Annotated in this window: 7 protein-coding genes, 1 tRNA gene and 2 pseudogenes; 8 read left to right on the top strand and 2 right to left on the bottom strand. The window is 48.3% G+C overall.

Annotated features, from left to right (window positions below):
* The first annotated feature begins 87 nt into the window (after window positions 1–87).
* From BACSA_RS11260 to BACSA_RS11250, 3 genes are all read left to right on the top strand, one after another.
* Window positions 88–921, top strand: a complete 834-nt coding sequence (locus BACSA_RS11260) for a hypothetical protein (RefSeq protein ID WP_013618225.1) — start codon at window positions 88–90, stop codon at window positions 919–921.
* A gap of 102 nt (window positions 922–1,023) precedes the next feature.
* Window positions 1,024–1,302, top strand: a complete 279-nt coding sequence (locus BACSA_RS11255) for a hypothetical protein (RefSeq protein ID WP_013618224.1) — start codon at window positions 1,024–1,026, stop codon at window positions 1,300–1,302.
* On the top strand, window positions 1,295–2,683 hold the full coding sequence (locus BACSA_RS11250) for a S41 family peptidase (RefSeq protein ID WP_013618223.1): 1,389 nt from the start codon (window positions 1,295–1,297) through the stop codon (window positions 2,681–2,683). The genes BACSA_RS11255 and BACSA_RS11250 overlap by 8 nt, the downstream gene beginning before the upstream one ends.
* Before the next feature lie 151 nt (window positions 2,684–2,834).
* Here BACSA_RS11250 and BACSA_RS11245 read toward each other — a convergent pair whose 3' ends face one another.
* Window positions 2,835–6,077: a S41 family peptidase gene (locus tag BACSA_RS11245; RefSeq protein WP_013618222.1), complete on the bottom strand. Its 3,243-nt coding sequence runs from the start codon at window positions 6,075–6,077 to the stop codon at window positions 2,835–2,837.
* Between the two features lie 131 nt (window positions 6,078–6,208).
* On the opposite strand from BACSA_RS11245, the gene BACSA_RS11240 reads away from it, so the two are divergent.
* Both BACSA_RS11240 and mutS read left to right on the top strand, forming a co-directional pair.
* Window positions 6,209–6,279 (top strand) — tRNA-Gln (locus tag BACSA_RS11240).
* 280 nt (window positions 6,280–6,559) lie between these two features.
* Window positions 6,560–9,148, top strand: a complete 2,589-nt coding sequence (gene mutS, locus BACSA_RS11230; protein ID WP_041584003.1) for a DNA mismatch repair protein MutS — start codon at window positions 6,560–6,562, stop codon at window positions 9,146–9,148.
* A gap of 315 nt (window positions 9,149–9,463) precedes the next feature.
* Here mutS and BACSA_RS11225 read toward each other — a convergent pair whose 3' ends face one another.
* Entirely contained in the window at window positions 9,464–10,306 is an 843-nt protein-coding gene (locus tag BACSA_RS11225; protein ID WP_013618220.1) for a hypothetical protein, read from the bottom strand.
* Window positions 10,307–10,848: 542 nt separating this feature from the next.
* On the opposite strand from BACSA_RS11225, the pseudogene BACSA_RS11220 reads away from it, so the two are divergent.
* From BACSA_RS11220 to BACSA_RS19375, 3 genes and pseudogenes are all read left to right on the top strand, one after another.
* Window positions 10,849–11,219, top strand: a pseudogene (locus BACSA_RS11220) (winged helix-turn-helix transcriptional regulator).
* Between the two features lie 203 nt (window positions 11,220–11,422).
* Window positions 11,423–14,098, top strand: coding sequence for a TonB-dependent receptor (locus BACSA_RS11215; protein WP_394358867.1), 2,676 nt, complete (start codon window positions 11,423–11,425; stop codon window positions 14,096–14,098).
* A gap of 65 nt (window positions 14,099–14,163) precedes the next feature.
* Window positions 14,164–15,336, top strand: a pseudogene (locus tag BACSA_RS19375) (hypothetical protein); the annotation flags it as partial.
* Window positions 15,337–15,349: the final 13 nt, after the last annotated feature.

Below are 15,349 nucleotides of genomic sequence, written 5' to 3'. Positions count from 1 at the left end.
AAAATAAATAGAAATCATTACCTTTGCATTGGTAAAAACATGAACTGACGCAGAGCCTTTATCAATGAATAGAATAAGTTCGTCCAGATGAAAAAACTTCTTTTCATAATCGTATCCATAGCAACGGTCGGGTTGTTCCTTATCGGAATGAAGCCGAAGATAAATCCTTTTGTCTCTGCGTTTGACAAGGACGGTTATGTAACATTCTCCGGGAACGGGATGAATTTTCTTTTTGATACGGGAGCGAATATTACCTTGCTTTATGCTGATACCGTGCCGGAATCTTTTCATCCTTTTATGCAGGCGTACGCGAAAGATATAGCCGGCAATGGTTTTTCGGTGAAGAAATATTTTTCGTTTTATACGTGTTTGGGGAATATCGAAGGGAATTTGTGGACAGTCGTCTTATTGCCGCGGCGTTTTCAATGGCAACATATCCATGGGGTTATAGGTACAGACATGATAGACCGTTGTAATTGGTTGCTTGATTTTGAAGAAGGTACAATCTCTAATGTTCATCCGTTTGTTTCCGGAACTCCGGATATGGTCTTGCGCTATAAGAAGGAACGAGGCTTGTATTATGTGGAGGAAATGGAACTGAATGGCGTCAAATGCTCTCATGTCTTGATAGATACGGGGTATGACCGGAGTGATTTCTTTTTGTCAAAGCAAGATATAGAACAAATGTCTGACGCTTGCTTTTTGAAAAAAGATACTTGTTATGGCTTTACGGATGCAGGAAGTGTGATAACGGTTTATGAAGTGGCGCAAGGGAAAGTAAATAAAATGCAGTTTAAAAACGTGACGTTGGCAACATTGGCATCTCGAAGAACAATGGGGCTTTCGTTTTTCAAACGCTTCTCGCAAGTCGTATTGGATACTCGCCAGCAGGAGATAAAGTGTTATTGTTTGAAAGAGTAACAAGGAAAATAGATAGTAATTGTAGCTGGTTTGAAGTAAATCGTTATCTTTGCGATTGTGATTAAGAAGAAAGAAACATAAAACAGGAAGGAAAGCAATAAAATGAAAGAAAGCATTACAGACCGCTATATCGGCATCGGAACAGGTGTCGGGGTAGTTCTTGGTTTTATATTGAAAATGGTGTTAGACTCTTCAGCCGGACTTGTTATCGGTATTGGTTTGGGCGTGTTTGGCGGAAGTATGGCGGGCCTGATCAAACAGATGAGTCGGAAAAGCAATATGGATAAGAAGAAATTAGCATTCTATTTCTGGTGCGGATGTGTGATAGGAGTCGTGGCAGGCATCGTGGGTATGGCATTTTATTTGATTGAAAATGGATAACGTTTTTCCTATACCTATATTATATAAGGAGAAAGCCGGCAATCCGTATCAGCATGAAGTGATGAATCTGTTGGCTTTCATCAAGGCGTTTCATCCGCTTCCGCTGGTGGATGAAGCGGCTTTTGCACGTTTCGAGAAGTATGCCGAATCTTTATGCGATAAGTTGGACGAGCGGATGGAACGTCCGGCGTTTCAGGTAGAACTGAACCGTTGGCTGGCTTTGCTTCAAGATGCGCATACATTTGTGATGCTTGACGATACATCGCTTTATCCTTTCACGTTACGTTATTATGAGGGGAGTTTTTATTTTCGAAGTCTTCCGGATTCGGTTCCGAATTGCACGGGAAAGGAACTTATAGCTATTAATGCGTGTCCGATTGCTTCATTGATACAAAAATTAAAGGTTTATGTTCCTTCGGAGAATCAGATAAAGGCTTGTATTACGGGAAGCTTTTTTATGAACAATAAAGCGTTTCTGAACGCTTTGGGGATAGATACGGACAGGGGTGTCCGCTTTATGTTTGCGGATGGAAGTGAAGTGTGTTTGCCTTCGTCCTTAAATGAAGGTGCATCAGGCTTGTATCAGGTGAAGCAGGTTCCGCATCCGGTTACGGCAAGGAGAAACGAGCCTTTTCATTATCAGATAATCGGCGATACGTGTTATTTTCAGTTCAATGCGATGATAGACCGGTTTACTTATTGGCAAGGATGCCGTTTGATGCAGGTCTCTCCAGATAAAGCCGTGGAGGATAGTCTTCCGTTGTTTGCGGATTTCCTGGATGAAATGGCACGTGCAATGGCGGTGCATAACGTGAATCGGCTGGTGATAGACATGCGTTATAATGGAGGAGGAAATAGTGTATTGGGCGATGTGTTGCTTGAATTTCTGGGTGTCTCCCTTCGGGATATTTGTCCGTTTCATTCCTACATCCGTGTGTCTGATTTCTTGCAAACGTGTTATCCTACGCTTTTTATCCGTGACAAGTATGAATCAATGAAAGGGGAGTTGGCGGAACAACATCAAGTAATGAATGATTTTACCGGTGATATGCCGAAGCCTTCCAATCGTTTTCATGGAGAAGTGGCGTTTATTCAAGGGCAGAATACCTTCAGCAGTGCCAATTATCTGTTGACGCTCATCAAAGACAATGCGCTTTTCCCGATTATCGGGACTCCTACCTCCCAAAAGCCGACCTGTTTCGGCGATGTGCTTTGCGTAGAGCTTCCTTATACCCAAACCCAAGCTTACATCAGCCATTCGTATTTTGTACGGCCCGATGAACGGAATCAGGACACGAGTTTATTGCCCGATTTTCTTGTACGAACTTCATTGAAGGATTGGTTGAGCGGGAAAGATGCATGCTGGGGTTCATTTTATTGAATATCCGCATTTCCGCCCAATAAACTGTAGGGGCGTATCGCATACGCCCCTAAAAGCATCCACATGGATAAGTTGGCGTATTCGGGCGTATGCAATACGCCCCTACAGGGGCTGTTTGCGGATATTCATCAATTATTTTTATTCATGCTTTTTATTCTCCGATTTCCTTCAGCAATTCATCTACGGCTGCTTTCAATTGTGTGTCTTCTCCTTTCACAATCGTTTCGGGAGCGTTCAGCACATAGATGTCGGGGTCAAGCTGGGTGTTTTCCAGATAGCTTCCGTCGGGGAGGCGATAGCCTACCACCGGAATGCCGAATACGAGGGTCGGGTCTTGCGTGGTTACCCAGTTTACGCTGGTCATGGTTCCGGGAACGGGCGCACCTACCAGCTTGCCCAGTCCGCGATGCTTGTATACCCACGGGGTGCCGTGTGCGTTCGAGTAGTTTGCTTCACATTGCACCATGATGGAAGGTTTGTTCCAACGTCGGCTGGGCATATCGCAGGTCTCGCGTCCGCGAATGACTTGGGTAAAGTATTTCTTTCCGCTGAACAATACTTCGATGTCCTCGTGCAAGCGTCCGCCTCCATTGAAGCGGGTGTCTATCACGATGCCTTCGCATTGGTTGTACTTGCCCAAGATGTCCGAGTAAACCGAACGGAAACTGGAATCATCCATCGATTCGATGTGCACATAGCCCAAACGTCCGTTCGACCAGCGTTTTACGTCCTCCGCACGTTGTTTTACCCAGCGCGTATAGAGCAAGCCGCTCATCGTCCTGCTGCTTATGGGCTTCACCACTTCTTCCCAGCGTTCCTTTGTTTCAGGGTCGTAAAGCGATACCAAGGTTTTCTTGCCTGCCTGCCCATTTAATAAAGGAGTATAGTCTTTATCGGCTTCGAGAGCCTGGCCGTTGATTTTCTCGATAATCACACCGGATTTGGCACGGGTGCTCTTGCGGTCGAAAGGTCCTTTCTCGATGATTTCGGCGATGCGCAATCCGTTGCCCGTATAGTCCCAGTCATACAATAGCCCCAGCTGGGCAGTGCTTTCGGTATCCAGTTCGGGATAGAAGCGTCCGCCGGTATGAGATACGTTCAGTTCGCCCAGCCATTCGCTCAGCATTTCGGCGAAATCATAATTGTTATTGATATGAGGCAGGAACTTGCGGTAGGTCTCCGTCAAGGCATCCCAGTCCACGCCGTGCATGTTCACGTTGTAGAAGCGTGCCTTTTCCTCGCGGTAGATGTTGTCGAAGATGTATTCGCGTTCTTCGTAGGGATTCATCTTCACTTCGGCACGGTAGGTAATCGGTTCCAGCTTTTCCGATTTCCCGTCCATCTTCTGCATGGTTCCGCCTCCCAGTACGAAGAAATTCCCATCGCGGTCGGTTTCCATGTTTGCCCAGCGCGCGTCCATTTTGTGCAGAAGCTTGGTCTCATGCTTGCGCAAGTCCATTTTCCACATGTCGAATCCGCCTTCGAACGCAGATAAATAGTACAGGGTTTCTCCGTCTTTCGAGATAGCGGCTGAGGACAAGCGCGATGAGTTGGGCGTGAGGCGTACGATGCGGTCTTCTATGCCGTCCGGTTCAACCGTGATTAATTTCACGCTATCTGTTTTTGCATCCGCTTTTTTATCCTTTTTCTTGTCTTTCGAAGCGGTTTCACCCGCTTTTTCCTGCTCTTTCTCCAGTTCCTTTTGCAATTCGTAATCCTCTTTGCTCAGGCGGAACTTGTCGTATGCGTCCTGGTTCAGGAAGACCATCATCACATCGTCCAGCGAGCCCCACGAGGCATGATTGCGCATACCATACCGTTCGGTAGTGAAGAGCAGGGCGTTTCCGTCCATGGTCCAGCGGGGCATGCCGCTCGTATAACCGCTGTTGGTCAGGTTGATAATCGGGCTTTTCCCGTCGGCGCAAACCAGTCCGATGTCCGAATAAGGCTCGTGCTTGTGGGCGATGAATTCCAGTGCAAACCATTTCCCGTCGGGCGACCACTGATAGTCAAAGCCTCCCGAAAGCGAGTACCACGTAGACCCGTCGGTCACCTGACGCACCTTCTTGCTCTTCAGGTTCAGCACCATGAGGCGGGTACGCCCTTCGATGAAGGCGATTTCTTTCCCGTCGGGCGAGAACTTCGGATAGCTCCGCTCTACGGTTTTCGAGGGAAGCAGGGCTTCTTCTTCTATCAGCGTGGCATTGGGGAAATTCTTTTCTTCCTCGCGTGAGATTTTTGCGGTGTAAAGTCCGCTTATTCCATCGCGCTCGCTGGCATAGACCAAGGTGCGGTTGTCCGCACCGAACGAAACGCCTTCTTCGGCTTCGGGCGTATGGGTGATTTGCTTGGTGGTGCCGTATTCGACGGATGTCACGAACACTTCACCCCGCACCACGAACGCCACCTGTTTGCCGTCGGGCGATACCGTAGCTTCCGAAGCGCCCCGCGTAAACGTATAGCTTACAGGAATATTTTCTTCGTCTGAGGTCAGCGAGACGGGTACCTTCTTCGCTTGTCCCGCTTGCAGGGATTGGGTGTACAGTTCTCCGTCATAAGTATAGCAGAGCGTGCCGTTCCGGCTTACCGAGAGGAAACGCACCGGATTGCCTTTGAACGAGGTGACCGCTTGCACGTCCTGGGGCCGGTCGAGCGGGAAACGGTAGACGTTGAACGAGCCTCCGTCGCGCTCGCTCAGGAAATACACTTGCGTCCCGTCGGGGCTTAATACCGGATTACGGTCTTCTCCGGCACGGTTGGTCAGGTTGGTGTGTTTCCCCGCCGCTACGTCATACATCCATACGTCACGGGTAATGGACGAGGTATGGTGCTTGCGCCATTCGCTTTCTACACCTTTCTGGTCTTGATAGAGGAAAAACTTGCCCGAAGGCTCATAGCAGACCATCTCCGCCGGCGTGCCGATGATTTGGGCGGTGCGGCCTCCTTCGGCGGGCACCTGATACAGCTCTGTCATGGCGCTTTTAGGGAAGAGGGCACTGCCCGCAGGGTCTTGAATCGATGCCGAGAACACCACTTGTTTCCCGTCCGGAGTAAAGGCGGAAGGGATTTCCGAAGCCGAGTTGAAGGTCAGCCTCCGGGCTTCCCCGCCCTGGGAAGGCATGATAAACACGTCCATATTGCCGAACCGGTCGCTGGCGAAAGCGATTTGCTTCCCGTCGGGAGACCATACGGGGGTTGATTCATACGAGGGCTGGGTGGTCAGCCGCACGGCTTCGCCTCCCGAAGCCTTCACTTTATAGATGTCGCCTTTATAGCAAAAGGCGATTTCGTTTCCGTCCGGAGAAATGACGGCATCACGCATCCAAAGCGGAGTTACCGCCGAAAGGGACGCGCAACTTGCTCCTAACAGGAGTCCTAATGCTAATTTTTTCATAAACTTCTCTTTTTTTATGTGACAAAGATACAGAATATTGGGCAGGAACAAAAAAAAGTGCAAAATAATTTGGAAGATATTGCAAAAAACACTTATCTTTGCACCGCTTCTTGAGAGAGGCACACGAAGTTTGGACTATGGTGTAATGGCAGCACAACAGGTTTTGGTTCTGTTTGTCTTGGTTCGAATCCAGGTAGTCCAACGCAAATCACAGTCATTTAAGGTAAAACCCCGTAAAAACGTCGTTTTTGCGGGGTTTTCCTTTTTCCGGAGTTGCATGTCCCGGAAAAGGTGCCTGCCTTCTTCCGCCTGCGCATATACATGCATCCGTTCATGCAGGTGCTTGCGCCGGGCGTTGCAGATACTTGCGTCACGGAAGGCAGATATTTGGGAAATTTTCGTACCTTTGCAGGTACGGACAACACATTAATAAAAGAAAGGACAACACAGTGGCTAAAGATAACGACGTGGTATTGACCCCCATGATGAAACAGTATTTCGACCTGAAGGCGAAGCATCCCGACGCGCTGATGCTTTTCCGGTGCGGCGACTTTTACGAAACCTATTCCGAAGATGCCGTGACCGCTTCGCAAATACTGGGAATAACCTTGACCAGGCGTGCCAACGGGCAGGCGAAGACGGTGGAAATGGCAGGATTTCCGCACCATGCCCTCGATACGTATCTGCCCAAGCTGATACGTGCCGGAAGGCGTGTGGCTATCTGCGACCAGCTGGAAGACCCGAAAACCACGAAGAAGCTGGTGAAGCGGGGCATTACCGAACTGGTGACGCCGGGCGTTGCCATCAGCGACAATGTGTTGTCGTATAAGGAGAACAATTTCCTTGCCGCCATCCATTTCGGGAAAACCGCGTGCGGCATCGCTTTTCTGGACATCTCTACCGGCGAGTTCCTGACCGCCGAGGGGCCTTTTGACTACATCGACAAGCTTCTGAATAATTTCGCTCCCAAGGAAGTGTTGTTCGAGCGGGGCAAGAAACCCATGTTCGAAGGCAATTTCGGAAGCAAGTTTTTCACCTTCGAGCTGGATGACTGGGTGTTTACCGAAGCTTCGGCACGCGAGAAGCTCTTGAAGCATTTCGAGACCAAGAACCTGAAAGGCTTCGGCGTAGAGCATCTGAAGAACGGCATCATCGCGGCTGGAGCCATCCTGCAATACCTCGACATGACCCAGCATTATCAGATAGGGCATATCACTTCGCTGGCACGCATCGAGGAGGAACGCTACGTGCGGCTGGACAAGTTTACGGTGCACAGCCTGGAGCTGATAAGCAGCATGAACGAGGGAGGCACCAGCCTGCTGGACGTGATAGACCATACCATCAGCCCCATGGGTGCCCGCCTGCTGAAACGCTGGATGGTGTTTCCCCTGAAGGAAGTAAAACCGATTAACGCCCGGCTGGATGTAGTGGAGTATTTCTTCCGCGAGCCCGACTTCAAGGACTTTATCGAAGAGAAGCTGCACCGTATAGGCGACTTGGAACGCATCGTATCAAAAGCCGCGGTGGGACGTATCTCGCCCCGTGAAGTGGTGCAACTGAAGGTGGCGCTCCAAGCCATTGAGCCTATCAAGAATGCTTGTCTGAACGCAGATAACGAAAGCCTCCGGCGCATCGGGGAACAATTGAACCTCTGCGTCTCGATTCGGGATAAAATAGCGAAGGAGATAGTGAACGACCCGCCTCTGCTGGTGAACAAGGGCGGAGTGATAGCCGACGGAGTGAATGCCGAGCTGGATGAGCTGCGCCGCATTTCCTATTCGGGAAAGGATTACCTGCTTCAAATCCAGCAACGCGAAATCGAGCAGACCGGCATCCCCAGCCTGAAGATTGCCTATAACAATGTGTTTGGCTATTACATCGAAGTGCGGAACGCACACAAGGAGAAAGTGCCTGCCGAGTGGATACGCAAGCAGACGCTGGTGAACGCCGAGCGGTATATCACGCAGGAACTGAAAGAATACGAAGAGAAGATATTGGGGGCGGAAGATAAAATCCTGGTACTGGAAACCAAGCTTTATAATGACTTGGTGGCAGACCTTGCCGAGTTTATTCCGGCTATCCAGATCAATGCCACGCAAATCGCACGTCTGGATTGCCTGCTCTCCTTTGCCGATGTGGCGCGCGAGAACAAGTATATCCGTCCGGTGGTAGCCGACGATGATGTGCTCGACATCAAGCAAGGGCGCCATCCGGTCATCGAGAAGCAATTGCCCGTGGGCGAGAAATACATTGCCAACGATGTCTATCTCGATACGGAATCACAACAGATTATCATTATCACCGGTCCCAATATGGCGGGTAAGTCTGCCTTGCTCCGCCAGACGGCGCTTATCACGCTCTTGGCTCAGATAGGCTGCTTCGTGCCAGCCGAAAGTGCGCATATCGGGCTGGTGGACAAAATATTCACCCGTGTCGGAGCAAGTGACAACATATCGGTGGGCGAATCAACGTTCATGGTCGAGATGAATGAAGCCGCCAATATCCTGAACAACCTCTCTCCCCGAAGCCTGGTGCTCTTCGATGAGCTGGGGCGCGGCACTTCCACGTATGACGGCATCTCCATTGCATGGGCTATCGTGGAGCATATCCACGAGAACAAGAAGGCTCATGCCCGTACGCTTTTTGCCACGCACTATCACGAGTTGAACGATATGGAAGCACTCTTCCCGCGTATCAAGAATTATAATGTAACGGTTAAGGAGGTCAACAATAAGGTGATTTTCCTTCGCAAGCTGGAGCGCGGAGGGAGCGAGCATTCGTTTGGTATTCATGTGGCAAAAATGGCGGGCATGCCTCAAAGCATCGTGAAGCGTGCCGATGAAATCCTGCATCGTCTGGAGCAAGAGAACCGGCAGGAGGGTATGGTGTCGCGTCCGAAGGTACAGGCTTCTGCTCCTAAAGACGGCGTCCAGCTCAGCTTCTTCCAGCTTGATGACCCCGTGTTGTGCCAGATACGGGATGAAATCCTGCATCTGGATGTGAACAACTTGACACCGATAGAAGCGTTGAACAAACTGAATGACATTAAACGTATCGTGACAGGAAAGTGAGGGTATTTACTATTTATGCGAATCAGGATTATACTTTAAACGGCATTAAAATATGTATTTTGTATATGCCACGTAGTAGAGACGATGTGCACATCGTCTCTACAGAAACGGTACGAGATGTTCAAGGAAATGCACAAATTTATACCATGCATAGTATAAACGTAGTTATGTTTCACAGGAGTTATAGGAGTTAAAGGTCAATAGTCTTGCTTCTGAAAACGATGCAAAAAGTATTGGCGTCTAACTCCCAGTCCGCCAGGCGGACGATAACTCCTTATAACTCCCTTTTAACTCCTGATTGGTTTTATTCGATAATTATTTGTAGAGTGCCTTACTCAATTCTTCCAGTCCGGCTTCTCCCGGCAGTCCGGGGAAAGCTTTCTTCATGTCGTCCATAAAAGCTTGTGCCGTCTGGTTATTGCCGAGCACTTCTTTCATCTTTTTCAGATAGTCGATTTTGAACTCTACCGCATCGCGCTTTGCCGCACCTCCGTGTCCGCCGATGAACAGTTCCGCTCCCGATGCCAGTGACTTTTTCGCTTCTGCTATTTCCGCATCAATGGCAGCCGGAGAAGAAACCTGCAAATGGCTTACGTGTGCCTTTGCCGGAGTCCAGTGCGTATAATAAACCTTGCCTCCTATCAGGATGCTTGCGCCCGGAAAATCGGATGTCGCTCCGTGGCGGAACTCGAACGGAACTCCTGCCCAAGTCTGCGTAGTGCCGAATGCCACTTCCGAAGCCTTGCCTGTAGGCATGTTGGTCAGGGCATCGCCGAAAACCTGCGCGAATCCTTTCATCATGCCGCCATAGATTTCCCCCTTCGTAAATTCGGGCATACCTTCCGCCATCACCACCTCATGATTTCCGGTTCCGCCCACATGATAGTCCGTGATGCGTGTCTCTACCGTTTTGCCCAGTTTGGAAAGATAAGCGTCAAATTCCGCTACGTTGTCCTTGAACAGCGGTTGTTCCATGGTCACGAGCGCATCCTTGCCCTCGATGATGTAGCTTGCATCGCCCAACGCATCGTTGGTATAATACACGTGCAGTGTGAAATTGCCGAGGTCGTGTACCTCGAAACGTCCTTTTGTCTGTGCCATAGCTGTAATTGTTAAAAGGTTGAACAGAATAAATAATTTCAATGTTACATTTTTCATACTCTTGCTTGTTTAATAGGTTAATTTGATTACTTACCAAAAGTGTCTTTGTTTCCTTTGGTATTGCAAAGTTATCAAGGGAAATCCACTTTTGCAAGTAAGCACTTGTGCGTCAGATACTTACGAGGAAGTAACCATTGCTGTATACAAGTTAGTTACAGACCCATATTTTTTGAAAAAAATGAGTGAATGTCCGTAGTTTCATCAGCTTCTATATTTGGCAGATTGCGTGTGCTCACTATGTGTTTTCAACGAGCTTGTTTCTTGTATGCAGTTAGTTCCATTCTACATTCCACGGCGTGGAATGTATATTCCAGCCCATGGAACGTACATTCCAGCCCGTGGAATGTATATTCCGGCTGGTGGAATATAGAATGTAGCTAAGTGCATGAAGATTTTCAGTTATCGGTTCAATGAAATTGGCTTGTCTTTTATAATAAATAATGTGGAGGATAAGGGCTGATTGCCGCCCATCCGATAAAAGCTTGCTACATAAAAGGAATTTGATTACTTTTGTAGAGTGAATTGAAAAGCAATATAATATGGATAGGACAATGATAGAAGATATGATGTTTCCGGATTGCCCGATACGGAACATCTTGGCAAGGCTCTGTGACAAATGGTCGCTTCTGGTTATATATACGCTAACAAGGCGGGTAAGGAAGTCATGCGCTTCAAGGAGTTGCAGCGCGAAATCCCGGACATATCGCAGAAGATGCTGACCGTAACCTTGCGGACGTTAGAGGAGGACGGCTATATTACCCGTACCGTCTATCCGGAAGTGCCTCCGAGGGTGGAGTATGCCCTGACACCGCGTACCCATTCGTTGCTTCCGCACATCAATGCGCTGATAAGTTGGGCGTTGGAGAACAAGGATGCCATTATTGAAGACAGGAAAAGAGTAAAGAAGTAAAACGCTTACATGTCCGTTTCCGGCATTCTGCCTTATTCGGTATGCAGGGGCATACAACTTCTTCAATATTGTAATCTTATTGCAACGGACTTGTAAACGGAAAGTTATCCGATTGTCGTATACCTGTAAAAGGGAAGCTCTTTCTTTGCACTCGGTAAAAGTTTAGTAAAAAGAAGGTAATGAAAAGAGTTAAACGATGGATGATGACGGCTGCATTCTTACCGATGTTTGCCGCCAGTGTATTTGCAGTTGAGGTGAATGTAAACGTAAAAGGGAGCATCAAGGACCACCAATCCAAGGAGCCTCTTATTGGTGCTACTATCCGGATTATGGGAAGCAATATCGGAGCTGTAACGGATATAGACGGAAACTTCCAGCTGAAAGGGGTGGAAGACGGTATCTATGATATTGAAATCAAATATGTTGGTTATAAAACGACGGTCAAACGCCAAGTAAAGGTAGAGGATAACAAAGTGACCACACTCGATTTCGAGTTGGAGCCCGATACACAAATGTTGTCGGATGTGGTGGTTGTGGCTAAGGCGAACCGCGAGTCGGAGAACGTTACTTTATTGGAGCAAAAGAAATCGGTGGTGGCAATTCAGTCGGTGGGTGCTCAGGAATTATCCCGTAAGGGGGTAGGGGATGCCGAAGGAGCCGTTACAAAGATATCAGGAATCTCGAAGCAAGACGGTGTAAAGAACGTATTTGTACGTGGATTGGGCGACCGGTATAATCTGACCACATTGAACCGTTATCCGATTCCTTCGGAAGATCCGGAATACAAGAACATTGCGCTCGATTTCTTTTCTACTGACATTATCCAGTCGGTAGATGTCAACAAAGCTTTTTATGGCAATACATACGCCGATGTGGCGGGAGCCAACATCAACATTTCTTCGAAAGAGCTGACGGGCTATGGTGAAGTGAACGCCAGCGTTTCGGGCGGCTTCAATACGCAATCGCTTTCGTCCGATTTCTTGAAAATGGACGGAGCGAATGCCTTTGGTTTCGCCAATAGCAAGCAGCCGGGCGATGATCTTTCTGTATACAACTTCCAGAACCGCTTGGATCCTTCGAAGAAGAACGGGCTGGTAAACCAAAGTTATAGCATTTCGGGCGGAAAGAAATTTGATATCCACGACAATCCGCTTTCGTTCTACCTGATTGCCAGTCATAACCGCGATTATTCTTATTATGAAGAAGAAGTGCGCAATTCGATTACCACGGGTGAGCTTTCGCAGGATATGCTCGGGAAGAAGTCGAATGTGGAGACTTCGCAAGTCGTGATGGCAAATCTGAACTATCTGCATAATAACAAGCATGAATTGACATACAATTTCATCATGTTGCACGCTTCGCGCGAATCGGTGGGCGACTACTTGGGTATGGATGCCGATTACCAGTCTTCGGACACCTACGAAGGTTTCATGCGCCGCCAGCAGACCAATGACAACTTGCTTTTCGTCAATCAGCTGGATACCAAATGGGCGTTGGCGGATAAGCTCGACTTTAATGTAGGTGCCGCTTATAACATTATCAAAGGACTGGAACCTGACCGGCGCATCAACAACCTGGTGAAACGCGATGAGGGTTATGTGCCGATGAGAGGTACCGGTATCCAGCAGCGGTATTTTTCGGAGCTGAACGAAGACGACTTGAATATCCGTGCAGGTTTTACTTATAAACTTCCCGATGACTTTTCACAGGAATCCAACATCCAGTTGGGCTATGCCGGACGCATTGTGGACGATAATTTTACAGCTACCGAGTATGATATGTCGGTAGTGCGTCAGGAAGAGTTTGATATCAATAATGTACGGTTTGATAATTATTATACACAAGAGAATCTGGATAATAACTACTTTGTCCTCGACAAGAACGTAGACGAGTACACCGTGGATAAGAAAATCCATTCGGCATACGCAGAGGCTACCTACCAGTTTACCGAAGGGTTCATTGCCAACGTGGGTGTGAAGTATGATAAAGTGAATATGGATGTAGATTATAATGTGAACCGTGGCGGAACGCAGGGAAGCCAGTCCATCAACAAAGACTATGTGCTGCCCAGCATCAACTTGCGTTATAATTTCAATGACAAGCATTCGCTCCGGTTTGCAGCCAGCAAGACTTATACCTTGCCTCAGGCAAAGGAAATATCTCCGTTCCGTTATGTAAACGTTACATTCAATAGCCAGGGTAATCCTGATTTGCAACCGTCGGATAACTATAACGTGGATTTGAAATGGGACTGGTATCTTTCGTCCGGCGAACTGATTTCGGTGACCGGATTCTATAAATACATCAAAAATCCGATTTCACGTATCGAGATTGCCAGTGCCGGCGGATTCCTTTCGTATGAAAACATAGCCGACCATGCTACTGTAGCCGGTGCGGAAATCGAGATACGGAAAGACTTGTTTTCTCATCCGATGCAAGACGGAGGTCTGCATAAGCTGAGTCTCGGTGTGAACGGCGCTTATACATATACGTGTGCGAAAGTGCCTTTGGCTACCGACCCGACCGGTTCCCAGTTGGAAGGCGCGGCTCCCTGGCTTGTCAATGCCGACCTGACTTACTTGGTGCGTAAAGGAAGCAACTCGTTTACCAATGCATTGGTGTTCAATTATTTCAGCGACCGTCTGTACACCATCGGCACACAAGGATACCAGGACATTGTAGAAAACGGGATTCCGACGCTTGACTTTGTATCTTCGGCTAAGATTGGCGAGCACTTTACCATCAGCCTGAAAGCGCAAAACTTGTTGAACTCCGTTCACCAGCTGACACGTAAAGGAAATGCAACGAATGAAGAGGTGGTGTTAAGCAAGTACCGCAGAGGAATCGATTTCAGCCTTGGGGTGGCATGCACGTTCTAAGTCTGCTTGGAAAAATATAATCAGAACAATAAACCAAACTATAATTTTAACCAAATTATCGAACAATGAAAAAGTTTTTCTTAAATGCGATGTTGTTTGCCGCATTGGCAAGCAGTGTATCACTGACTTCTTGTAGTGACGATGACGATCCTCAAGGCGGAGACCAAGGCGGAGGTGAAGAACCTACAGAAACCGTTGAGCTTTCGGGTAATGTGGAAGGAACGATGACCTTGGATGCCAATACGGAATATCTTTTGACTGGTACGCTGACTGTACCCGATGGCGCTGTTCTTGAAATTCCTGCCGGAACTACCATCAAGGCGCAACAGGGCTTCGACAAATACATCATTGTGGCACAGGGCGGACGCATCAATGCCCAAGGTACGGCACAGGCTCCCATCGTGTTTACGGTAGACGATGAAAGCAAGGCTGAGCCGGGCTATTGGGGCGGTTTGATTATCAATGGTAAGGCTCCTATTTCAGGTCCTGCAGGAAGTACCGCTACCGGTGCTACCGAGGTGGACAACAACATGGCTTACGGAGGAAGCGATGCTGCCGACAATAGCGGAACATTGCAATACATCGAATTGTGGTACACCGGAGCGCGCTCAAGTGCAGACATCGAGCACAACGGTTTGACCTTAAACGGTGTAGGTAATGGTACTACCATTAACAATGTATATATTGTAGAAGGTGCCGACGATGCTATCGAGTTCTTCGGAGGTACAGCAAATGTAAGCAATTTGCTTGCTGTAAACTGTGATGACGATATGTTCGACTTTACTCAGGGTTATTCTGGTACCTTGTCTAACTGCTACGGCATTTGGGAAGAAGGTTTCACCAGCACCGAAGAAGACCCGCGCGGCATTGAAGCGGATGGAAACTTGGACGGGAATGGTCCTGACCATACCCCGCAATCAGACTTCCGTATAGAGAACATGACTATCGCTAATTTCTCTGATTATTCGATGAACGATGCTATCAAGGTACGCCGCGGTGCTACAGCACACATCACCAACGCTTTGGTAATGGGTACAGGTCCTGTAGAAAACCTGATTGACGTGACCGATGGAAAAGGCGGAGCAGGTGAAGGTACTGAAATGAGTGTAAGCAATCAGTTGGCTTCGGCTACTACCGATGGCGACTTGAACGCAGAAGGCACTTACGAAGGCATCGTGATGGAGGCAGGAAATACGGGTGCCAATACCAGTGCACTGTCATGGACAGGCTATCAGTTCCCGGGCGAAACCG

It is taken from the genome of Phocaeicola salanitronis DSM 18170 (genome assembly GCF_000190575.1).
In the GTDB taxonomy this organism is placed as follows: domain Bacteria; phylum Bacteroidota; class Bacteroidia; order Bacteroidales; family Bacteroidaceae; genus Phocaeicola; species Phocaeicola salanitronis.
The sequence above is the reverse complement of the archived record's forward strand: the minus strand, read 5'-3'. Positions and strand labels throughout refer to the sequence as shown.

Coding starts and splice junctions, on each gene's coding strand:
- mutS (WP_041584003.1), top strand. CDS start 6,560: ATGATGAAACAGTATTTCGACCTGAAGGCGAAGCATCCCGACGCGCTG.
- BACSA_RS11215 (WP_394358867.1), top strand. CDS start 11,423: ATGACGGCTGCATTCTTACCGATGTTTGCCGCCAGTGTATTTGCAGTT.
- BACSA_RS11250 (WP_013618223.1), top strand. CDS start 1,295: ATGGATAACGTTTTTCCTATACCTATATTATATAAGGAGAAAGCCGGC.
- BACSA_RS11225 (WP_013618220.1), bottom strand. CDS start 10,306: ATGAAAAATGTAACATTGAAATTATTTATTCTGTTCAACCTTTTAACA.
- BACSA_RS11245 (WP_013618222.1), bottom strand. CDS start 6,077: ATGAAAAAATTAGCATTAGGACTCCTGTTAGGAGCAAGTTGCGCGTCC.
- BACSA_RS11255 (WP_013618224.1), top strand. CDS start 1,024: ATGAAAGAAAGCATTACAGACCGCTATATCGGCATCGGAACAGGTGTC.
- BACSA_RS11260 (WP_013618225.1), top strand. CDS start 88: ATGAAAAAACTTCTTTTCATAATCGTATCCATAGCAACGGTCGGGTTG.